Source organism: Candidatus Pseudomonas phytovorans, assembly GCA_029202525.1.
GTDB classification, from domain to species: domain Bacteria; phylum Pseudomonadota; class Gammaproteobacteria; order Pseudomonadales; family Pseudomonadaceae; genus Aquipseudomonas; species Aquipseudomonas phytovorans.
On the sequence record CP119325.1, the window covers coordinates 2,856,173 to 2,875,701 of the forward strand.

At 63.2% G+C, this 19,529-nt stretch carries 22 protein-coding genes; 11 read left to right on the top strand and 11 right to left on the bottom strand.

Annotation, left to right across the window (positions count from 1 at the left end):
• Positions 1-88: 88 nt before the first annotated feature.
• The 8 genes from hpaI to P0Y58_12780 all read right to left on the bottom strand — a co-directional run bounded on the left by hpaI (position 89) and on the right by P0Y58_12780 (position 7,552).
• Positions 89-892 (bottom strand): 4-hydroxy-2-oxoheptanedioate aldolase, encoded by an 804-nt coding sequence (hpaI, locus tag P0Y58_12745; protein WEK33010.1) that lies wholly within the window; start codon positions 890-892, stop codon positions 89-91.
• 10 nt (positions 893-902) lie between these two features.
• Positions 903-1,706, bottom strand: coding sequence for a 2-oxo-hepta-3-ene-1,7-dioic acid hydratase (hpaH, locus tag P0Y58_12750; protein WEK33011.1), 804 nt, complete (start codon positions 1,704-1,706; stop codon positions 903-905).
• A 17-nt stretch (positions 1,707-1,723) separates the two neighbouring features.
• Complete coding sequence (locus P0Y58_12755) at positions 1,724-3,031, bottom strand: MFS transporter (GenBank protein WEK33012.1); 1,308 nt, start codon at positions 3,029-3,031, stop codon at positions 1,724-1,726.
• 43 nt (positions 3,032-3,074) lie between these two features.
• The gene (locus P0Y58_12760; GenBank protein WEK33013.1) at positions 3,075-3,479 is read right to left on the bottom strand and encodes a 5-carboxymethyl-2-hydroxymuconate isomerase; all 405 of its coding nucleotides are present in this window, start codon (positions 3,477-3,479) and stop codon (positions 3,075-3,077) included.
• A gap of 63 nt (positions 3,480-3,542) precedes the next feature.
• Positions 3,543-4,466 (bottom strand): 3,4-dihydroxyphenylacetate 2,3-dioxygenase, encoded by a 924-nt coding sequence (gene hpaD, locus P0Y58_12765; GenBank protein ID WEK33014.1) that lies wholly within the window; start codon positions 4,464-4,466, stop codon positions 3,543-3,545.
• A 185-nt stretch (positions 4,467-4,651) separates the two neighbouring features.
• Positions 4,652-6,112 carry a 5-carboxymethyl-2-hydroxymuconate semialdehyde dehydrogenase gene (hpaE, locus tag P0Y58_12770; GenBank protein WEK33324.1) on the bottom strand — a complete coding sequence of 487 codons (1,461 nt, stop codon included), beginning with the start codon at positions 6,110-6,112 and terminating at the stop codon, positions 4,652-4,654.
• Between the two features lie 5 nt (positions 6,113-6,117).
• Positions 6,118-6,882: a fumarylacetoacetate hydrolase family protein gene (locus P0Y58_12775; protein ID WEK33015.1), complete on the bottom strand. Its 765-nt coding sequence runs from the start codon at positions 6,880-6,882 to the stop codon at positions 6,118-6,120.
• A 10-nt stretch (positions 6,883-6,892) separates the two neighbouring features.
• Positions 6,893-7,552, bottom strand: coding sequence for a fumarylacetoacetate hydrolase family protein (locus tag P0Y58_12780; protein ID WEK33016.1), 660 nt, complete (start codon positions 7,550-7,552; stop codon positions 6,893-6,895).
• Positions 7,553-7,723: 171 nt separating this feature from the next.
• Between P0Y58_12780 and hpaA the strand changes: the two genes are divergently transcribed.
• The 3 genes from hpaA (at position 7,724) to P0Y58_12795 (ending at position 9,758) form a co-directional block, all read left to right on the top strand.
• The gene (hpaA, locus tag P0Y58_12785; GenBank protein ID WEK33017.1) at positions 7,724-8,629 is read left to right on the top strand and encodes a 4-hydroxyphenylacetate catabolism regulatory protein HpaA; all 906 of its coding nucleotides are present in this window, start codon (positions 7,724-7,726) and stop codon (positions 8,627-8,629) included.
• A gap of 155 nt (positions 8,630-8,784) precedes the next feature.
• Positions 8,785-9,207 carry a homoprotocatechuate degradation operon regulator HpaR gene (gene hpaR, locus P0Y58_12790; protein ID WEK33018.1) on the top strand — a complete coding sequence of 141 codons (423 nt, stop codon included), beginning with the start codon at positions 8,785-8,787 and terminating at the stop codon, positions 9,205-9,207.
• Between the two features lie 59 nt (positions 9,208-9,266).
• On the top strand, positions 9,267-9,758 hold the full coding sequence (locus tag P0Y58_12795; GenBank protein WEK33019.1) for a GNAT family N-acetyltransferase: 492 nt from the start codon (positions 9,267-9,269) through the stop codon (positions 9,756-9,758).
• Positions 9,759-9,811: 53 nt separating this feature from the next.
• Here the strand turns inward: P0Y58_12795 and P0Y58_12800 are convergent, their stop codons facing one another.
• Positions 9,812-10,900 carry an asparaginase gene (locus P0Y58_12800; GenBank protein WEK33020.1) on the bottom strand — a complete coding sequence of 363 codons (1,089 nt, stop codon included), beginning with the start codon at positions 10,898-10,900 and terminating at the stop codon, positions 9,812-9,814.
• 405 nt (positions 10,901-11,305) lie between these two features.
• Between P0Y58_12800 and P0Y58_12805 the strand changes: the two genes are divergently transcribed.
• The 7 genes from P0Y58_12805 to P0Y58_12835 all read left to right on the top strand — a co-directional run bounded on the left by P0Y58_12805 (position 11,306) and on the right by P0Y58_12835 (position 18,369).
• Positions 11,306-12,265, top strand: a complete 960-nt coding sequence (locus tag P0Y58_12805; GenBank protein ID WEK33021.1) for a sugar ABC transporter substrate-binding protein — start codon at positions 11,306-11,308, stop codon at positions 12,263-12,265.
• An 18-nt stretch (positions 12,266-12,283) separates the two neighbouring features.
• Positions 12,284-13,837, top strand: coding sequence for a sugar ABC transporter ATP-binding protein (locus P0Y58_12810; GenBank protein ID WEK33022.1), 1,554 nt, complete (start codon positions 12,284-12,286; stop codon positions 13,835-13,837).
• Positions 13,834-14,829, top strand: coding sequence for an ABC transporter permease (locus tag P0Y58_12815; GenBank protein ID WEK33023.1), 996 nt, complete (start codon positions 13,834-13,836; stop codon positions 14,827-14,829). Before P0Y58_12810 ends, P0Y58_12815 begins: the two co-directional genes overlap by 4 nt.
• A gap of 4 nt (positions 14,830-14,833) precedes the next feature.
• Positions 14,834-15,856 (top strand): LacI family DNA-binding transcriptional regulator, encoded by a 1,023-nt coding sequence (locus tag P0Y58_12820; protein WEK33024.1) that lies wholly within the window; start codon positions 14,834-14,836, stop codon positions 15,854-15,856.
• Between the two features lie 15 nt (positions 15,857-15,871).
• Positions 15,872-16,780 carry a ribokinase gene (gene rbsK, locus P0Y58_12825; GenBank protein WEK33025.1) on the top strand — a complete coding sequence of 303 codons (909 nt, stop codon included), beginning with the start codon at positions 15,872-15,874 and terminating at the stop codon, positions 16,778-16,780.
• Positions 16,777-17,175, top strand: coding sequence for a D-ribose pyranase (rbsD, locus tag P0Y58_12830; GenBank protein ID WEK33026.1), 399 nt, complete (start codon positions 16,777-16,779; stop codon positions 17,173-17,175). The genes rbsK and rbsD overlap by 4 nt, the downstream gene beginning before the upstream one ends.
• Positions 17,176-17,367: 192 nt before the next feature.
• On the top strand, positions 17,368-18,369 hold the full coding sequence (locus P0Y58_12835) for a nucleoside hydrolase (GenBank protein WEK33027.1): 1,002 nt from the start codon (positions 17,368-17,370) through the stop codon (positions 18,367-18,369).
• Here P0Y58_12835 and P0Y58_12840 read toward each other — a convergent pair.
• Entirely contained in the window at positions 18,341-18,553 is a 213-nt protein-coding gene (locus tag P0Y58_12840) for a hypothetical protein (GenBank protein WEK33028.1), read from the bottom strand. The two genes, P0Y58_12835 and P0Y58_12840, sit on opposite strands and share 29 nt — an antisense overlap.
• Positions 18,554-18,828: 275 nt before the next feature.
• Here P0Y58_12840 and P0Y58_12845 point away from each other — a divergent pair, with 275 nt between their 5' ends.
• On the top strand, positions 18,829-19,146 hold the full coding sequence (locus P0Y58_12845; protein WEK33029.1) for an I78 family peptidase inhibitor: 318 nt from the start codon (positions 18,829-18,831) through the stop codon (positions 19,144-19,146).
• Between the two features lie 104 nt (positions 19,147-19,250).
• Here P0Y58_12845 and P0Y58_12850 read toward each other — a convergent pair whose 3' ends face one another.
• Positions 19,251-19,463 (bottom strand): cold-shock protein, encoded by a 213-nt coding sequence (locus P0Y58_12850; protein WEK33030.1) that lies wholly within the window; start codon positions 19,461-19,463, stop codon positions 19,251-19,253.
• Positions 19,464-19,529 lie beyond the last annotated feature (66 nt).

Below are 19,529 nucleotides of genomic sequence, written 5' to 3' on the forward strand. Positions count from 1 at the left end.
AGCGCCAACAGCAGCTACGGCGCGGTCCCTGTAGGAGCGGCTTTAGCCGCGAACACCGGCACAGCCGGTGCCATCCGCTGATGATGTCTTAGTAGACACCACCCCCGGCATTGCTGGCCACAGGCATATCCTTGAACTTCCCCGCCAGCTCGCGCAGCCCGCGCATCAGCACTGTGGTATCCACCCCCACCGCCACAAACGCCGCACCCAGCTCGATGTAGCGCCGCGCCAGCTTTTCATCCGCGCTGAGAATACCCGCAGCCTTGCCTGCCTTGCCGATACGCACGATGGCGTCTTCAATCGCCGCCTGCACCTCCGGGTGCCCGGGGTTGCCCCGATGCCCCATCGCCGCACTCAGGTCCGCTGGGCCGATGAACACGCCATCCACACCCTCCACCGCAGCGATCTCGTCCAGGTTTGCCAGGCCTTCCGTGTTCTCGATCTGCACCAGCAGGCACATCTGCTCGTCGGCATGGTCCAGGTAACCTGCAATGCTGTTCCAGCGCGAAGCCCGCGCCAGCGCGCTGCCCACCCCGCGAATGCCCTTGGGTGGGTAATGCATGGCCTTGACCAGCTGACGCGCCTGCTCGGCACTTTCGACCATCGGCACCAGCAAGGTCTGCGCGCCGATATCCAGCACCTGCTTGATCAGCGCGGTATCGCCGACTACCGGGCGGATCACCGCCTGGCTGGCGTAGGGCGCCACCGCCTGCAACTGGGCGAGCATGCCGCGCAGGTCGTTGGGTGCGTGCTCGCCGTCGATCAGCAGCCAGTCGAAGCCGGCATTTGCAGCAAGCTCTGCGCAGTAGGCATCGGCCAGGCCGAGCCACAGGCCAATCTGCGGCTCGCCGCTGTGCAGGCGTTGCTTGAAGTGGTTGATGGGCATGTCCATGGGCAGGTCCTCAAACGAAGCGGCAGGCGATGGAGCCGAGCATGTCGTAGTCGACGTGGAAGGTGTCGCCGGGGCGCGCTGCGACCGGGCGGGTGAACGAACCACCAAGAATGATCTGGCCGGGCTGCAGGGTGACGTCGTACGGGGCCAGCTTGTTGGCCAGCCAGGCAACGCCCTTGGCCGGGTGGTTGAGCACCGCAGCGCTGACCCCGGACTCTTCGATCACACCGTTGCGATAGAGCACCGCCGGCACTTTGCGCAGGTCGATTTCGGTAGGGCGTACAGCACGGCCGCCCATGACCACGCCGGCATTGGCGGCATTGTCGGAAATGGTGTCGAACACCTTGCGGGTGGCCTGGGTTTGCGGGTCGACCTGCTGGATGCGCGCGTCGATGATTTCCAGCGCCGGGATCACCCACTCGGTGGCGTCCAGCACGTCAAACACGGTGACATTGGGCCCTTTGAGCGGCTTGCCGAGAATGAACGCCAACTCCACTTCAACGCGCGGCACGATGAAGCGCTCGAAGGGGATGTCGCTGCCTTCATCGAACAGCATGTCGTCGAGCAAGGCGCCGTAGTCGGGTTCGGTGATGTTCGACGATACCTGCATGGCCCGCGAAGTCAGGCCGATCTTGTGGCCCACCAGCTTGCGCCCGGCGGCGATCTTTTTCGCCACCCAGGCGCGCTGGATGGCATAGGCATCTTCGATGCTGATTGCCGGGTGGTCCAGCGAGAACTGGCGCACCTGCTCGCGGGAGCGTTCGGCCTGGTCGAGGCGTTCGGCGGCTTGCTGGATGAAAGCGTTATCTAGCATGGGGACGGTCTCTTGATTCAAGGATTGACGATGGCAGCCTGGGTGCGCAGCACCAGCAGGCCTCCCAGGGCGATGAAGACGGCGAGTACGTACAGGGCCAGGCTGGCGCTGTGGGTGGTGTCGCGCACCCAGCCGATGAAGTAGGGCGTGAAGAACGAGGCGATGCTGCCCAGCGAGCTGATCAGGGCAATGCCGGCGGCCTGGGTGCGGGCATTGAGGAAGGCTGGCGGCAGTTGCCAGAACATCGGCAGCGCGGCGCTGGCGCCCATGCCAGCCAATATCAGGCCAGCCAATACCGGCACCGCCTGCTCGGGCGCAATCGCGGCAATGGCGATGCCGGCGGCGGCCATCAGCAGCGGTACACACAGGTGCCAGCGGCGTTCACGCAGGCGGTCGCTGGAGCGCCCGCACGCCAACATGAACACGCAGCCGGCCACATACGGCACGGCGCTGAGCAGGCCGACACTGGCGTCGCTGGCCACCCCGGCGCTGTGAATCAGGCTGGGCATCCAGAACGCCAGGGTGTTTACCGCCAGCATCACCGCGCAATACACCGCCACCAGTAGCCACAGCGCGCGGCTGGCGAAAATGGCGCTGAACGAGGTCACCGGCTTGCGCTGCTCTTCTTCACCGAATTGCGCGCGCAGCGTGGCTTTTTGCTGATCGTCCAGCCAGCGCACCTTTTCGAAATGCTCCGGCAGCACGGCCAGCACCACCAGGCCCAGCAGCACCACCGGCGCGCCTTCGAGCAGGAACATCCACTGCCAGCCGCGCAGCCCGCCCGTGTCGTGCATGAACGCCAGGATAGCGCCGGACACTGGCCCGCCGACCACTCCGGCCAACGGCACGGCAATGGCGAACAGCGCGGTCACCTGGGCGCGGCGCCCGGCCGGGTACCAACGGTTGAGGTAGACCAGAATGCCCGGGAAGAACCCGGCCTCGGCCGCGCCCAGAGCAAAGCGCAACATGTAGAACGCGCTGCTGCTTTCAATCAGCAGCATGCTGGTCGACAGCAACCCCCACACCACCATCAGGAAGGCGATCCAGCGGCGCGGGCCAACGCGGTCGAGCAGCAGGTTGCTGGGGACGCCGAACAGCGCATAAGCAATGAAAAACAGCCCGGCGCCCAGGCCGTAGACCGTGTCTGACAAGTGCAGGTCCTGGCTCATCTGCATCTTGGCGAAGCCGATGTTGATGCGGTCCAGGTGGGCGAACAGGTAGCACACCAGCAGCAGCGGCATCAGCCGCCAAGTGACTGCCCGGTGGGTACTGTCGGCCCGTTCAGCGTGTGCCTCGCGCGGCGAGGCTTGTTCGAGTGTGCTCATGTTTTTGTACTTGTTCTGTAATGAGACGGGAAGGGAATGGGTGCTAGCGGTTGAACAGCGGGTGCAAGGTGCTGTGCTTGGCGTCGTAGACCTGGGCAGCGCTTTGGTCGATCTGCACGGTGATGCCGATCGGGCGCTGTTGCAGCAGGGGCCCCAGGTGGGCTTTCAATACCGCCAGCAAGCTGTCGCCCACTGCTTTGTGCACTTCGGCGCTGCGGCCGGTAGCCATGCGCAGGTTGGCGTACAGGAAACCGTATTCGCCTTGGCCGTCGGCAACCGCGCAATGGGCGGCGGGGTAGGCCAGCACACGGGTGCCGCCAGTGGGGAACACGGCTTTGCCTTCGGCATCGCGTTGTTCGAGCATGGTGTCGGCCAGGGCGCGGCAAAGGCCGGGGATGTCGGCGTCGGTTTCAAGGTCGGGTGTGTACAGCAGAACCAGGTGTGGCATGGGGGCCTCCTCGGTGAGGAGCGGCTGGCCACCCGCCAGGGAGGCCAGCCGCGAACGGGTGGGTTACAGGCGGCTGGTGGACGCGACGGCGGCCGGATTGGCGGCCTGCGCCGAAGGAATCGTCGAGCCATCCTGGGGCGTGACCGGGAAGATCGCGTTGATCTGGCCAGTGCCCGAAGAGCCGAAGTAAGGCGTCACCACCTCAGCCTTGCCGTCATACTTCGACCAGCCCAAGGCGCCGAGCAGCATTGCCGTGTCATGCATGAAGCCTTCGCCATGGCCCTTGGAGGCATACTCAGGGAGCATCCCGCAGAATTCTTCCCATTCGGCGTTTTCCCACATCTGCACCACGCGGTGATCGAGGGTTTCCAGGAACGGGCTCCACACCTTGGTGGCGAAGTCCGGCGCCTGGCCGTTTTGCGCGAAGCGGTGCGACAGCGAGCCACTGGCCAGGAACGCCACGGTGCCGTCGTAATGGTCTTCCACCGCCTTGCGCATGGCCCAGCCCAGGCGGGCGCTGTCGGCCAGGTAGTGCGAGGTGCACAGTGCCGACACCGAGACCACTTTGAAGTGCTGGTCCTGGTTCATGTAGCGCATCGGCACCAGGGTGCCGTATTCCGGAGCCAGGGTGGTGGCATGGTGGGCCATGGTTTCGACGTTGAAGCGGTTGCATTCCTCGGCCAGCAGCTTGCCCAGCTCGGGGTTGCCGGGGAAGGCGTAGGGCATGTTGCTGATGAAGTGCGGCAGTTCGTTGCTGGTGTAAACGCCTTCGAAATGCGGCCCGCACAGAACGTGGTAGTTGGCGTTGACCAGCCAGTGGGTGTCGAACACGACGATAGTGTCCACGCCCAGCTCGCGGCAGCGGCGGCTGATTTCGTGATGCCCGTCGATGGCCGCCTGACGAAAACCCTGGCGCGGGCCAGGCAGTTCGGACATGTACATGGACGGTACATGGGTAATCTTGGCAGTGAGAGCGAGTTTGCCCATGGAAAGCTCCGTTAAAGGATGTTGTTGTCGTGTAGAGGCTACGGTCCTGCCCGGTTTTGGCCGCCGCGATCCTCTGTGGGAACGGGCGAGTCCGCGAACACCGGCGTAGCCGGTGCCATCCACCGCGTTGGATTCTTCGCGGGCACGCCCGCTCCCACAGGGTTAACTGCCCCATCGGGGTGGCTTTATATGCCCCAACGCGGAATGTGGTGGCTACCCATGGAAATACACACGTTCTTGATTTCTGCAAACACCTCGAAGCTGTACTGCCCACCTTCACGCCCGGTACCGGAACCCTTCACGCCGCCGAACGGCTGGCGCAGGTCGCGTACGTTCTGGCTGTTGATGAACACCATGCCGGCCTCGATGCCACGCGCCAGGCGGTGGGCCTTGCCGATGTCCTGGGTCCAGATGTACGAGGCCAGGCCGTACTCGGTGTCGTTGGCCAGCTGCAGCGCCTCGGCTTCGTCCTTGAACGGGATCAGGCACACCACCGGGCCGAAAATCTCTTCCTGGGCAATGCGCATTTTGTTGTTCACATCGGCAAACACCGTAGGCTGGATGAATTGCCCCTTGGCCAGGTGCGCCGGCAGGTTGGCCGGGCGCTCCAGGCCACCGGCGACCAGGCGTGCGCCTTCTTCGATGCCGATGCGTATATAGCCGGTGACCTTGTCGTAATGCTGCTGGGTGATCATCGAGCCGACCTGGGTTTTCGGGTCGGTCGGGTCGCCGACGATCAGGCGCTTGGCGCGGGCAGCGAACTCGGCGACAAACTGCGGGTACACGCTTTCCTGGATGAAGATCCGGCTACCAGCGGTGCACCGCTCGCCATTCAGCGAGAAGATGGTGAACAGCGCAGCGTCCAGGGCGCGGTCGAGATCGGCATCTTCGAAGATCAGCACCGGCGACTTGCCACCCAGTTCCATCGAATACTTTTTCAGGCCGGCGGTCTGCATGATCTTCTTGCCGGTGGCAGTGCCGCCAGTGAAGGAGATGGCGCGTACATCCGGGTGGCGTACCAGGGCGTCGCCAGCCGTGGCACCGTAACCCTGAATCACGTTGAGCACGCCATTGGGGATGCCCGCTTCAACCGCCAGGCGGCCCAGCTCGTTGGCCGTCAGCGGCGACAGTTCGCTCATCTTCAGCACGGCGGTGTTACCCAGCGCCAGGCACGGCGCGGTCTTCCAGGTGGCGGTCATGAACGGTACGTTCCACGGGCTCACCAGGCCGCACACACCCACCGGCTGGTACAGGGTGTAGTTGAGCATCTGGTCGTCGACCGGGTAGCTGTGGCCGTCCATGCGCGTGCACACTTCGGCGAAGAAGTCGAAGTTGTGCGAGGCTCGCGGGATCAGCACGTTTTTGGTCTGGTGGATCGGCAGGCCGGTATCGAGGGTTTCCAGCTCGGCCAGTTTCGGCACGTTCTGCTCGATCAGCTCACCTAGCTTGCGCATCAGCCGGGCACGTTCTTTGGCCGGGGTGTTGGCCCACTTCGGGAAGGCTTCTTTCGCCGCAGCAACAGCCTGGGCCACTTCCTCGGCGCCGCCGCTGGCGACTTCGCAGATGGCATCGCCGGTGGCCGGGTTGTAGTTGACGAAGGTGTCTTTGCTTTCGACCTCACGGCCGTTGATCCAGTGCTTGATCATGCTGCTCATGCCTTGTTGTTCTTGAAGAAGTCAGCTTCGCTGACGATACGGTTGACCAGGCGACCGACGCCTTCCACTTCCACCACCACTTCATCACCCGGCACCACATCGGCCAGGCCTTCTGGCGTGCCGGTGGCGATCATGTCGCCCGGTTGCAGGGTCATGAAGCTGGAGAAGTATTCGATCAGGTGCGGGATGTCGAAGATCATGTCTGCCGTGGTGCCTTCCTGCTTCAACTCACCGTTGATCCAGGTGCGCAGCTTCAGGTTGCTGACGTCTGGCACATCGGCGGCGTCGACGATCCACGGGCCGACCGGGGTGGTGGCGTCCCGATTCTTCACCCGCAGGTTGGGGCGGTAGTAGTTTTCCAGGTAGTCGCGGATGGCGTAGTCGTTGCACACGGTGTAGCCGGCTACGTAGTCCAGAGCGTTCTCGCGTTTGACGTTCTTCGCCGCTTTGCCGATGACCGCCACCAGTTCGCACTCGTAGTGCATGTACTCGACGTTGTCCGGGCGCCAGGTGACCTGGTTGTGGCCGGTGTAGGTGCCCGGCGACTTGATGAACGCCAGCGGTTCGGTGGGCGGCGCGAAGGCCAGCTCTTTGGCGTGGTCGGCGTAGTTCAGGCCCAGGGCGAACATGCTGCCGGTGGCGGGTGGCAGCCAGGTGACCTGGTCCTGATGGACCAGGCGGCCGTCGGCCAGGCGCAGGTGATCGTCTTCGACAGTGACATCGTGGACCTGGCCGTCGAACTGGATACGGGCGTGTTTCACAGGTAATTCCTCACTCGGCGACGATGTGGTTGGTCAGCTTGCCCAGGCCGTCGATCTCGATATCGACGCGGTCGCCTGGCTGTACATCGACGCGGCCCTCGGGGGTGCCGGTAATCAGGATGTCGCCAGCATGCAGGGTCATGAATTCGCTGATCTCGGCGATCAACTGGGCCACGGTGCGCACACAGTTGGCGGTGTTGTTGTGCTGGCGCAGTTCGCCATTCACATACAGGCGCAGGCCCAAGGCATCGGGGTTGACCACCTGGCTGGCGGGTACCAGCTCGGGGCCGACCGGGCAGAAGCCGTCGCGGCACTTGGCCTTGACTGCCGGGCGGTAGTAGCTGTCTTCGGGCAGGCTCACTTCGTTGACGATGGTGTAGCCCGCCACATGCTTCAGGGCATCGGCCACGCTGACGCGGCTGGCGTCCTTGCCAATCACCACGCCGAGCGCCGGGCCAGGTTGCAGGCGCTGCACACCGGCCGGGAACACCACCTGACCTTCATGCTGGTTGCGGGTGTTCGGGGTCTTGACGAACAACACCGGCTTGACCGGCAGTTGCTTGTACGGTGCTTCGACGAACGCCGCTTGGTGCTGCTGCAGCAAACCCTGGTAGTTCAGCGCGACGCCAAACAGGGTGCCGCTGGCAACGTCATGCAGGGCATGGCTCATGCTCTTCTCCTGGCAGTGCAGGGCGGTGGCCGTCCTGCGGATTTCGTTAATGTGTTAATGTTATAGTTAATATGTTAACGATGGTCAAGGGGTGGCCTGTAGCGCCTGCCGGCAAGGCAGTGCACCATGGGCCATCGTCAACAGGGTCAAGCGATTTGCGAGCAAGCAGCCATGAGCGACCGGCATCCGATACCGAACATCAACATCGGCCAGGTCTATGACCAGCGCTACAGCGACAGCGAGGTGCATTACGACCGGCTGGGCAACCTGGCGGGCTTTTTCGGGCGCAACATGCCGGTGCACCGGCATGACCGGTTTTTTCAGGTGCATTACGTGAAGTCGGGCACGGTGCGGGTGTACCTGGACGACCAGCAGTACATCGAGGGCGGGCCGATGTTTTTCCTCACGCCGCCGACGGTGGCACACGCGTTCGTCACCGAAGCGGACAGCGACGGGCACGTGCTGACCGTGCGCCAGCAACTGGTCTGGCAATTGATCGAAGCCGATGCCAGCCTGCTGCCGGCGGGCATGCAGGTGCAGCCGGCCTGCGTGGCGCTGGGCAACCTGCCGTCTGAATACAAGGCCGAGGCGCAGCGCCTGCAAGGCTGGCTGGACGCCTTGAGCGACGAATTTGCCACCCAGCAACCGGGGCGTGAGGCGGCGCTGCAGTCGTTGACCCGGTTGATCATGATCAGCCTGCTGCGGCTGTGCCCCAACTCGCTGGAGTCGACCCCGGCCCGGCATGAAGACCTGAAGATCTTCCACCGTTTCAACGCGCTGATCGAAGCGCATTATCTTGAACACTGGCCGCTGGCCCGCTACGCCCGGCAGATCGGCGTGACCGAGGCGCGCCTGAACGATGTGTGCCGGCGCATCGCCGACTTGCCGTCCAAACGCCTGGTGCTGGAGCGGCTGATGCAGGAAGCCAAGCGCCTGTTGCTGTTTTCCGGCAGCACGGCCAACGAAATCTGTTACCAGCTTGGCTTCAAGGACCCGGCCTATTTCAGCCGTTTCTTCAACCGTTACGCCAAGCTCACGCCCGGGGAATACCGCCAGCGGCAGGCGGGGTTGCAATGAAATGGCCATGGCGGCGCACCCGGTACGTGTTGTTGTTTGCACTGGATGGTCGCAGCTCGTGCGCCTGGCCTGAATGGGTTTTCCGTGGAACAGATTGCACTTTCCATCGTGCATGCCCTTAAAATCGTGAATTGAGAAAAACCACAGGTTTGACCATGACCAAGACGCAACCCTCGCTGACCCTGAGCCTGTTGCAGGCCCGGGAGGCCGCGATGGCATTTTTCAGGCCGCTGCTGAACGCGCACGACCTGACCGAGCAGCAATGGCGGGTGATCCGCATCCTCAAGCAGCATGGCGAGCTGGAGAATTACCAGCTGGCGGAGCTGGCCTGCATCCTCAAACCGAGCATGACCGGGGTGCTGGGGCGGCTGGAGCGCGACGGGCTGGTGCGCCGGCAGAAGGCCGCGCAGGACCAGCGGCGGGTATTCGTGACGCTGACCGAAGGCGGCGAGGCGTGCTTTGCCTCGATGAAGGAGGGCATGGAGGCCAACTACCAGAAGATCCAGGCGCAGTTTGGGGAAGAGAAGCTGCAGCAACTGATGGCGTTGCTGAATGAGCTGAAGCGTATCGAGCCATAGCATCGCAACAGGCCACTTTCATTGAACTGCACATCAACCCGTTGTCCGGAGCCTGCACCATGAGCAACACGCAATTCCGCCAGCCCGTCGTCGCTGACGCCGAGCGCTGCTACCAGATCGAGATCGGCGCCTACGAAGGCGACGAGGCCGCCACCCTGGAAAAGATCCGCACCCGCATCAGCCAGTATCCACAAGGCTTCCTGCTGCTCGAAGACCCGCAAGGCATCGTCGGCTTCATCAATTCCGGCTGCGCCCATAAAGTGGTGATGTCCGACGAAGCATTCAAAGAACTGGTCGGGCATGACCCGCTGGCGCCCAACGTGGTGATCATGTCAGTGGTGGTCGACCCTTCCCACCAAGGCAAGGGCTACGCCAGGCTGTTGATGAATGAATTCATCGCGCGCATGAAGGCGCAAGGCAAGCAGACCATCCACCTGATGTGCAAGGAACAGCATGTCGAGTTGTACCGCAAGATGGGCTACCAGTACGTGCGACCTTCGCCTTCCGACCACGGTGGCATGGCCTGGCACGAAATGGTCATGGGTCTCTGATCCGATAGCGAAGAATACCTCAGCAGCCGGCGACTGCTGAGGTTGTTGCTATCTCAGTATTCCCAGAAGATCCGCTGCAGCTCTTTGCTGTCCTGCGTCTTGGTCATTGCCACCATCGCCAGAATCCGCGCCTTCTGCGGATTCAGGTCATGGGCTACCACCCAGTCGTTCTTGTCGTCCGGCTGCTCGGCGTTACGCAGCACGAAGCCACCCTGGTTGACGTGCGACGAGCGGATGATCTGCACGCCGTTTTTACGCAGCTCCTGCAGCGCCGGCACTACCCGCGACGATACCGAACCGTTGCCGGTACCGGCATGGATCAGCGCCTTGGCACCGTTCTGGGCCAGCGCCTTGTAGGCGGTGTCGGTCACGTTGCCATAGCCATAGGCAATGTCCACCTGCGGCAGGCTGCTGATCTGCTTGATGTCGAACTCGGAATTGACGGTGTGGCGCTTGGCCGGCAGGCGGAACCAGTACGATTTGCCTTCCACCACCATGCCCATCGGGCCCCAGGCGCTCTTGAAGGCCTCGGTTTTGATGTTGACCGACTTGCTCACGTCACGACCCGACTGGATCTCGTCGTTCATGGTCACCAGCACGCCCTTGCCACGCGACTGCTTGTCGCTGGCCACGGCCACGGCGTTGTACAGGTTGAGCATGCCATCGGCGGACATGGCAGTGCCCGGGCGCATCGAGCCAACCACCACGATCGGCTTGTCGGTCTTCTCTACCAGGTTGAGGAAGTAGGCGGTTTCTTCCAGGGTGTCGGTGCCGTGGGTGATGACGATACCGTCGACGTCCTTGCTTTCGGCCAGCTCGGCGACGCGTTTGCCCAGCTTGAGCAGGTCTTCGTTGCTGATGCTTTCCGAGGCGATCTGCATCACCTGTTCGCCACGTACATTGGCGATGTCGGCCAGTTCCGGCACGCCGGCGATCAGCTTGTCGACGCCGACCTTGGCGGCCTGGTAAGTGGCGCTGTTGGCGGCGCTGGCACCGGCGCCGGCAATGGTGCCGCCAGTGGCGAGGATGACCACGTTGGCCAGCTTCTGCTGGGTTTCGGCCTCTTTGGCGGAGGCAGTGGCGGGCAGGATCAGCAGCAGGGCGAGTGCGCTGGGGGCGAAGGTTTTAAGTGCGGCATTCATCGTTATTGTTCTCTCTCTTCCTAGTGAGATGATTTTTTGAGTCGCGCAGGCTTGAAGGCATCTTTCATACCAACCCTGCGCGCGATGCTTTTGTAGGAGCGGCCTTGTGTCGCGAAAGGGGTGCGTAGCGCCCCCGGAAATTGGCGCCATAACACACATTGCCGGGGCTGCTGCGCAGCCCATCGCGACACAAGGCCGCTCCTACAAGGGGCAGTGTTCCATTCGACATTCCGAACAAACATAGGAAAAGGTGTTCGGTTTTTCGGAAAAATCTGGATAATCAGCTCAGCCAGCGCTTAGGCCCCAAGCGCCAAACGCATTTGACAAAATCAGGTCTTGTTTCCATAGTTAGGTACCGCAAACGTTTGCGATCCGATAAAAAAACAAGATTCGGAGTCATCGTCCATGAAACTGCCGTTCCCCGGTCGTCTGCTGGCCCTCGCTGTCGTTTCCTCCCTTTCTCTCGCCCTGCCATTGTCTGCCGCCCATGCCGAAGACAAGCCCAAGGTCGCCCTGGTGATGAAGTCACTGGCCAACGAGTTCTTCCGCACCATGGAAGACGGCGCCAAGGACTACCAGAAAGCCCACGCCGATGAATTTGACCTGATCGCCAACGGCATCAAGAACGAAACCGATACCAGCGAACAGATCCGCATTGTCGAGCAGATGGTCAATTCCGGCGCCAAGGCGCTGGTGATTGCCCCAGCGGATTCCAAGGCACTGGTGTCAGCGGTGAAGAAAGCCATGGACCAGGGTGTGGTGGTGATCAACATCGACAACCGCCTGGACCCTGACCTGCTCAAGAGCAAAGGCATCAGCGTACCCTTCGTCGGCCCCGACAACCGCAAGGGCGCGCGGCTGGTTGGCGACTATCTTGCCAACGAGAAGCTCAAGGCCGGTGACCAGGTCGGCATCATCGAAGGCGTGCCGACCACCACCAACGCCCAGCAGCGCACCGCCGGTTTCAAGGACGCCATGGACGCCGCGCAGATGAAAATCGTCTCGGTGCAAAGCGGCAATTGGGAAATCGACAAAGGCAACGCCGTCGCCGCCTCCATGCTCAACGAATACCCCGACCTGAAAGCCCTGCTGGCCGGCAACGACAGCATGGCCCTGGGCGCCGTTTCGGCCGTGCGTGCAGCCGGCAAGGCCGGCCAGGTGCAAGTGGTGGGCTACGACAACATCAATGCCATCAAGCCGATGCTTGACGATGGTCGCGTGCTGGCCACCCTCGACCAGGCGGCCAGCCAGCAGGCGGTGTACGGCATTCAGGCCGCGCTGAAGATGGTCAAGGGCGAGAAGCCTGATGTGGATGCCGACAACGTCATCCAGACCCCGGTCGAACTCATCACTAAAAAGCCCTGACACCCAGGAGAAACGGCCATGCCTGCATCGGCCAATGAAGTGGTGCTCGCCGCCAGTGGCCTGGGTAAAACCTACGCCCAGCCTGTGCTCGGCGACGTCGGGCTGAGCCTGCGCGCCGGCGAAGTGCTGGCCCTGACCGGCGAGAACGGCGCGGGCAAGAGCACGCTGTCCAAGCTGATCAGTGGCCTGGAAACCCCCACCACCGGGCACATGACCTACCGCGGCCAGGCCTACGCGCCTGGCAGCCGCAGCGAGGCAGAGCGCCTTGGCGTGCGCATGGTCATGCAGGAGCTGAACCTGCTGCCCACGCTGACCGTGGCGGAAAACCTGTTTCTCGGCAACCTGCCCAGCCGCTTCGGCTGGATCAGCCGTAAACGCCTGCGCCAGCAGGCCACGGCCGCCATGGCTCAGGTCGGGCTCGACGCCATCGACCCTGACACCCCGGTCGGCGAGCTGGGCATTGGCCATCAGCAGATGGTCGAGATCGCCCGCAACCTGATCGGCGACTGCCATGTGCTGATTTTCGATGAGCCCACCGCCATGCTTACGGCGCGCGAGGTGGAACTGCTGTTCACCCAGATCGAGCGGCTACGCGAGCGCGGGGTGGCCATTGTCTACATCTCGCACCGGCTGGAAGAATTGCAGCGCGTGGCCCAGCGCATCGTCGTGCTGCGCGACGGCAAGCTGGTGTGCGACGAGCCGATCCAGCGCTACAGCAGCGCCGAGCTGGTCAACCTGATGGTCGGCCGCGAGCTGGGCGAACACATCGACCTGGGCCGCCGGCAACTCGGTGCGCCGCTGCTCAGAATCGACAAGCTCAGCCGTGCGGACAAGGTGCGCGAGGTGTCGTTTGAAGTCAGGGCAGGGGAGATCTTTGGCATCTCCGGCCTGATCGGCGCCGGCCGTACCGAACTGTTGAGGCTGATCTACGGCGCCGACCGTGCCGACAGTGGCAGCATCGCGCTCGGCCAGCCACTGCAGGCGGTCACCATCGACTCGCCCAAGGCCGCGGTGCGGGCGGGTATCGCCCTGATTACCGAAGACCGCAAAGGTGAGGGCCTGCTGCTGACGCAGTCGATCAGCGCCAATATCGCCTTGGGCAACCTGGGCGCGGTGTCGCGGGCCGGGGTGCTGGATGGCCAGGCGGAACAGGCCTTGGCCGAGCGCCAGATCCAGGCCATGCGCATTCGCAGTGCCGGCGCCCATCAGGTTGTGGGCGAGTTGTCTGGCGGCAACCAGCAGAAGGTGGTGATCGGCCGCTGGCTGGAGCGCGACTGCCAGGTGCTGCTGTTCGACGAGCCCACCCGTGGCATCGACGTGGGTGCCAAGTTCGACATCTACGGCCTGCTGGCCGAACTGGCGCGCCAGGGCAGGGCGCTGGTGGTGGTGTCCAGCGACCTGCGTGAACTGATGTTGATCTGCGACCGCATCGCTGTGCTGTCTGCCGGCCGCCTGATCGACACCTTCGAACGTGACCATTGGAGCCAGGACCAGCTGCTGGCTGCGGCCTTTGCCGGTTATCAGAAACGTGACGCGCTGCTGCACGGTGCAGCCCCCAGGATGGACGCATGAAAACCACCCCGCTCGATAGCCAAGGCGCCGCCCCGGTGCGCCGCAGTGGCACCTACTTTGGCCTGGGTACCTACCTGGGCCTGGCCGGCGCCTTGCTGGCGATGATTGTGCTGTTCTCGTTCCTTAGCAGCCACTTCTGGTCGTACAACACCTTCAGTACCCTGGCCAACCAGATCCCCGACCTGATGGTCTTGGCCGTGGGCATGACGTTCGTGCTGATCATCGGCGGCATTGACCTGTCGGTGGGCTCGGTGCTGGCCCTGGCGGCTTCGGCAGTGAGTGTGGCGATCCTCGGCTGGGGCTGGGGCGCGCTGCCGTCGGCGCTGCTGGGCATGGCCGTGGCTGCGCTGGCCGGCAGCATTACCGGCGGAGTCACCGTGGCGTGGCGGATTCCCTCGTTCATCGTCTCGCTGGGTGTGCTGGAAATGGCCCGTGGGCTGGCTTACCAGTTCACCGACTCGCGCACCGCCTACATCGGCGATGCCTATGCCTGGTTTTCAAACCCGGTGGCCTTTGGTATTTCACCCGCGTTCATCATCGCCTTGCTGGTGATTGTGCTGGCCCAGTGGGTGCTGACCCGCACGGTGTTCGGCCGCTACCTGATCGGTATCGGTACCAACGAAGAGGCCGTGCGCCTGGCGGGCATCGACCCGCGCCCTTACAAAGTGCTGGTGTTTGCCCTGATGGGGTTGCTTGCAGGCCTGGCCGCGCTGTTCCAGATATCGCGCCTTGAAGCAGCCGACCCCAATGCCGGTTCTGGCCTGGAGCTGCAGGTGATTGCCGCCGTGGTGATCGGCGGTACCAGCCTGATGGGCGGGCGCGGCTCGGTCATCAGCACCTTCTTTGGCGTACTGATCATTTCCGTATTGGCCGCCGGGCTGGCGCAGATTGGCGCCAGCGAGCCGACCAAACGCATCATCACCGGGGCGGTGATCGTCATCGCCGTGGTGCTTGACACTTACCGGAGCCGGCGCGCAGGCCGGCGGAACTGACACCATGGCAACCATCAAAGATGTCGCGGCACTGGCGGGTATTTCCTACACCACCGTGTCCCATGTATTGAACAAGACCCGGCCGGTCAGCGAACACGTGCGGCAGAAGGTTGAAGCCGCCATTATCGAGCTGGACTACGTGCCCAGCGCCGTGGCGCGTTCACTCAAGGCCCGCAGCACGGCCACCATCGGCCTGCTGGTGCCCAACAGCGTCAACCCGTACTTCGCCGAGCTGGCGCGGGGGATTGAAGACGCCTGCGAACGCAACGGCTACTGTGTGATTTTGTGCAACTCCGACGACAACCCAAAGAAGCAGCGCAGTTACCTGCGCGTGCTGCTGGAAAAGCGCATCGACGGCCTGGTGGTGGCCTCGGTGGGCCAGGACAGCGACCTGCTGCAAAGCCTGGCATGCGTGCGCACGCCGATGGTCATCGTTGACCGTGAGCTGGAAGGCGTCGATGCCGACCTGGTGCGCATCGACCACGAGCACGGCGCGTACCTGGCCACCCAGCATCTGCTGGAGCTTGGCCACCGCGACGTTGCCTATATCGGCGGCCCCGCCGAAACCGGGGTTACCCAGTTGCGCCTGAACGGTTTTCGCCGTGCCATGGCCGAAGTCGGTGCGCCGGTGCCGGGCAGCCGTGTGCTGCACTGCGACTTCACAAGCCCAGGTGGGCATGCCGCAGCGGCGCAGTTGCTGGAGGGCAAGCGGCCCACAGCGATTTTTGCCGGCAACGACATGATCGGGTTTGGCGTACTGCGTGCTGCAGCCGAACGCAATATCAGCGTACCGGGTGAGCTGTCGGTGATCGGTTTCGACGACATCGAGCTCAGCCGCTACGTGTACCCGCCGCTGACCACGGTGGGCCAGTCGATTCGCGAGCTGGGCGAGAGCGCCGCTTCACTGCTGCTGGCACGTATAGGCACACCCCGGCAAGGCGCGGCGGAGCAACGCATCGTAGCCCCGCGCATTGTGCTACGTGAGTCCACCGGGCCACGCCCGGACCTGTTCAACGATTACCGCTAGCGCTAAGGAAACGTCATGAATGCGAAGGTCGTGGTGGTCGGTAGCCTCAATATGGACCTGGTGGCCCGCGCCCAGCGCCTGCCCCGCGCTGGCGAAACGCTCCCCGGCGAAAGCTTTTTCACCGTGCCGGGTGGCAAAGGCGCCAACCAGGCGGTGGCGGTAGCACGGCTGGGCGGCAGCGTGGCAATGATCGGCAATGTGGGTGACGATGACTACGGCCGGCAACTGCACCGTGCGCTGTATGTCGAAGGCATCGACTGTCAGGGCGTCAGTACTTGCCCCGGGGTGTCCAGCGGTGTGGCACTGATCACCGTGGATGCTGCCAGCCAGAACTGCATTGTCATCATTCCCGGCGGCAACGGCCTGCTGACGCCACAGGCGGTGCGGCGCTTCGATGCGCTGCTGCAGTCGGCCGAGGTGGTCATCTGCCAACTGGAAGTGCCGGTCGACACCGTGGCCTGGACACTGGCCAGGGCCCATGAACTGGGCAAGCAGGTAATCCTGAACCCGGCGCCTGCCACTGGCCCCTTGCCGGCAGAGTGGTTTGCCCACATCGATTACCTCATGCCCAATGAAAGCGAGGCCGAAGCCCTGACCGGCATGCCCGTCACTGACCAGGGCAGTGCGCTGCGTGCTGGCGAGCGCTTGCTACAACTGGGCGCGGGTAAGGTCATCATCACCCTGGGTGCGCAAGGGGCCTTGCTGGTGACTGCTCAAGGCCATTGGCACTATCCGGCGCCGGTGGTGCAACCGCTGGACACCACGGCGGCTGGCGATACCTTTATTGGTGGCTTTGCTGCCGGGCTGGTGCGGGGGCTTGAGGAGGGCGAGGCCATCGCCTTTGGCCAGCGTGCCGCCGCCTTGTCGGTTACCCGTGCCGGTGCCCAGCCGTCGATTCCCTATCTGGCGGAGCTGGCACCATGAAGAAAACCCCCTTGCTGAACGTTGCCCTGTCGCGGGTCATTGCCGGTATGGGGCATGGCGATATCCTGGTGATCGGCGATGCCGGGCTACCGGTGCCCCCGGGCGTGGAACTGATCGACCTGGCCGTCACGTCCGGCCTGCCGGATTTCGCCAGCGTGTTGCGGGTAGTGCTGAGCGAGTTGCAGGTAGAGCGGCATGTGCTGGCTGAAGAAATGCAGAAAGTGGTGCCGCCAGCGCTGGTCGAGATCGAGCGGCTGAAGGGTAAGCTGGGCAAGCGGGAATGGCTGAGCCATGAAGATTTCAAAGTACTGTCGCGTAGTGCCCGTGCGGTGGTGCGTACCGGTGAGTGTCAGCCATACAGCAACATCGCCCTTATCTCCGGCGTCACCTTCTAACAGGCGAAACACGGTTTTTTGTGTGGGAGCGGCCTTGTGTCGCGAAAGGGTCGCGAAGCGGCCCCGGCATTTCATGCTGCGGAGCTGAGAACCTGGGGCCGCTTCGCGACCCTTTCGCGACACAAGGCCGCTCCCACCTAAAGCACACCGCGGCGTGCTTGCGTATTCTGTTCCGGCAACAGGAGTGCCCCCATGCTCAAACCCCTGCTACAAGGAATCGCCTTCATCGCCACAGCCACCACCCTCCAGGCCGCCCCCATCGACCTGATCATCGACACCGACCCAGGCGCCGACGACGTGGTCGCGCTGTTCCTGGCCATGGCTTCGCCCGACGAACTCAATATCCGCGCCATCACCACGGTGGCCGGCAACGTGCGCCTGGATAAAACCTCGCGCAATGCCCGCCTGGCCCGCGAATGGGCGGGGCGTGAAAACATTCCGGTCTATGCCGGCGCCGGCCGGCCACTGGTGCGCGCGCCGATCTATGCCGCCGACGTTCATGGTGAAGAAGGCCTCACCGGCGTACAGGTTCACGAGCCCAAAGCGCCTCTGGCCCAAGGCAATGCGGTGCAATACCTGGTCGACACCCTCGGCGCAGCCAAGCCCCACAGCATCACCGTTGCCATGCTCGGCCCGCAGACCAACCTGGCCCTGGCGTTGATCCAGCGCCCGGAGATCGTCAAGGGCATCAAGGAGGTGGTGGTCATGGGTGGCGCCCATTTCAATGGCGGCAACATCACCCCGGTGGCGGAATTCAACCTCTACGCCGACCCGCATGCCGCCCAAGTGGTGCTGGCCAGCGGCGTACCACTGATCTACCTGCCGCTGGACGTCACCCACAAGCTGCTGACCAGCGACGCCCGCCTTGAACAACTGGCAGCCGTGAACAACCAGGCCAGCAAACGCGTGGTGGATATCCTGAATGCCTACATCACCCACGACATGGACCTGTACGGCATGCCAGGCGGCCCGGTGCACGACGCCAGTGTCATCGCCTACCTGCTACAACCCGAGCTGTTCAGTGGCCGACGCATCCACATGAGCATCGACAGCCGCGAAGGGCCGACCTTCGGTCAGACCATTGCCGACTGGTACGGCGTGCTCAAGCAGCCGGCCAATGTGCTGTGGGTAGAGCAGGGCGATGCACAGGGGCTGTTCGACCTGCTCAGCGCCCGTCTGTCGCGATTGGAATAGCCGTGTGGGGCGCGTAGCGCTCGAACACCTGGTCGATGAAGCTGCGTGCCGCTTCGGCACCGTTGTCGCGTACCAAAAGGTCAATGGCGATCAACAGCAACTCTTCCGGTGTGCCAGGGCTGTACGCGCTCTGGCCCTCCGCCCATTTGACCTTGATGTCGGCATCGATGCTATGGGTACTCATGAAAAGCTCTCGCTTGGGGCCCGGAACGAAGGAGTGAACACCTGACCCTGGTGTTCGATGGAGGCGGGATGCACTCCACTTCTTGCAGCAAATCATGGCTTTGCGCCAGTGACCGTGAGCGCTAAGCATATGGCAAACGCAGGGGGTTGTGCAAAATCCGGTCACGATTGCTTTTCGCCTCGGTGCTAGAGTTCAGGCAGACTTGACCGGTTTTGCAACGAATACTGAGCGGAGCTGTCGGAACAGACAGTTCCCGGACCCATTTAGGAGGCTTCATGTTCCGTACCCGTGCTTACCTGGCAACCCTGGCGGTGGCTGCTGTCCTGGCTGGTTGCAGCACTGGTGGCAACGCTGGTGGCGATGCACCGGCCGCATCGGCTGGCAACGATGGCCGCTGCGACGCCAGCGGCGCCGATTTCGCCATGGGCAAACCCGGCAGCGCCGAGCTGCTGGAGCAGGCGCGCAAGGCCAGTGGCTCGCAGACGGCACGCATTCTCAAGCCGCATGATGTGGTAACCCTGGAGTACCGCTCCGACCGCCTTAACCTAAACGTGGACGAGCAGGGCAACGTAACCCGCGTCAACTGCGGTTGATCGAAGGGCCTTTCGCGGGTAACCCCGCGAAAAGGCCGCGGCAGGGCTGCGCAGCGCCCATAAAAAAACCCGCCACGAGGGCGGGTTTTTTCACAGCTTCCGAATTACTCCGGACGAACCTGTGCAGCCTGCATGCCCTTCTGGCCGCGCTCGGCGACGAAGGAAACAGTCTGGCCTTCTTTCAGGCTCTTGAAGCCGTCAGATTCGATGGCTTTGAAGTGAACGAACAGGTCGTCGCCGCCGCCTTGTGGGGTGATGAAGCCGAAGCCTTTTTCATCATTGAACCATTTGACGGTGCCGGTTTGGCGATTGGACATGGGATGAATCTCCAGAAACTTGAATTTTTTCGAAGTGCCTAAGCGCCTGAGCTGCCTGGCACAGAA

Bases quoted from the DNA above. Each gene is read 5' to 3' on its own strand.
- hpaE (WEK33324.1), bottom strand. From the start codon at position 6,112: ATGATCAAGCACTGGATCAACGGCCGTGAGGTCGAAAGCAAAGACACC.
- hpaI (WEK33010.1), bottom strand. From the start codon at position 892: ATGGACATGCCCATCAACCACTTCAAGCAACGCCTGCACAGCGGCGAG.
- rbsK (WEK33025.1), top strand. From the start codon at position 15,872: ATGAATGCGAAGGTCGTGGTGGTCGGTAGCCTCAATATGGACCTGGTG.
- P0Y58_12760 (WEK33013.1), bottom strand. From the start codon at position 3,479: ATGCCACACCTGGTTCTGCTGTACACACCCGACCTTGAAACCGACGCC.
- P0Y58_12835 (WEK33027.1), top strand. From the start codon at position 17,368: ATGCTCAAACCCCTGCTACAAGGAATCGCCTTCATCGCCACAGCCACC.
- hpaA (WEK33017.1), top strand. From the start codon at position 7,724: ATGAGCGACCGGCATCCGATACCGAACATCAACATCGGCCAGGTCTAT.
- rbsD (WEK33026.1), top strand. From the start codon at position 16,777: ATGAAGAAAACCCCCTTGCTGAACGTTGCCCTGTCGCGGGTCATTGCC.
- P0Y58_12850 (WEK33030.1), bottom strand. From the start codon at position 19,463: ATGTCCAATCGCCAAACCGGCACCGTCAAATGGTTCAATGATGAAAAA.
- P0Y58_12810 (WEK33022.1), top strand. From the start codon at position 12,284: ATGCCTGCATCGGCCAATGAAGTGGTGCTCGCCGCCAGTGGCCTGGGT.
- P0Y58_12815 (WEK33023.1), top strand. From the start codon at position 13,834: ATGAAAACCACCCCGCTCGATAGCCAAGGCGCCGCCCCGGTGCGCCGC.
- P0Y58_12795 (WEK33019.1), top strand. From the start codon at position 9,267: ATGAGCAACACGCAATTCCGCCAGCCCGTCGTCGCTGACGCCGAGCGC.
- P0Y58_12845 (WEK33029.1), top strand. From the start codon at position 18,829: ATGTTCCGTACCCGTGCTTACCTGGCAACCCTGGCGGTGGCTGCTGTC.
- P0Y58_12780 (WEK33016.1), bottom strand. From the start codon at position 7,552: ATGAGCCATGCCCTGCATGACGTTGCCAGCGGCACCCTGTTTGGCGTC.
- hpaR (WEK33018.1), top strand. From the start codon at position 8,785: ATGACCAAGACGCAACCCTCGCTGACCCTGAGCCTGTTGCAGGCCCGG.
- hpaD (WEK33014.1), bottom strand. From the start codon at position 4,466: ATGGGCAAACTCGCTCTCACTGCCAAGATTACCCATGTACCGTCCATG.
- hpaH (WEK33011.1), bottom strand. From the start codon at position 1,706: ATGCTAGATAACGCTTTCATCCAGCAAGCCGCCGAACGCCTCGACCAG.
- P0Y58_12820 (WEK33024.1), top strand. From the start codon at position 14,834: ATGGCAACCATCAAAGATGTCGCGGCACTGGCGGGTATTTCCTACACC.
- P0Y58_12805 (WEK33021.1), top strand. From the start codon at position 11,306: ATGAAACTGCCGTTCCCCGGTCGTCTGCTGGCCCTCGCTGTCGTTTCC.
- P0Y58_12800 (WEK33020.1), bottom strand. From the start codon at position 10,900: ATGAATGCCGCACTTAAAACCTTCGCCCCCAGCGCACTCGCCCTGCTG.
- P0Y58_12840 (WEK33028.1), bottom strand. From the start codon at position 18,553: ATGAGTACCCATAGCATCGATGCCGACATCAAGGTCAAATGGGCGGAG.
- P0Y58_12755 (WEK33012.1), bottom strand. From the start codon at position 3,031: ATGAGCACACTCGAACAAGCCTCGCCGCGCGAGGCACACGCTGAACGG.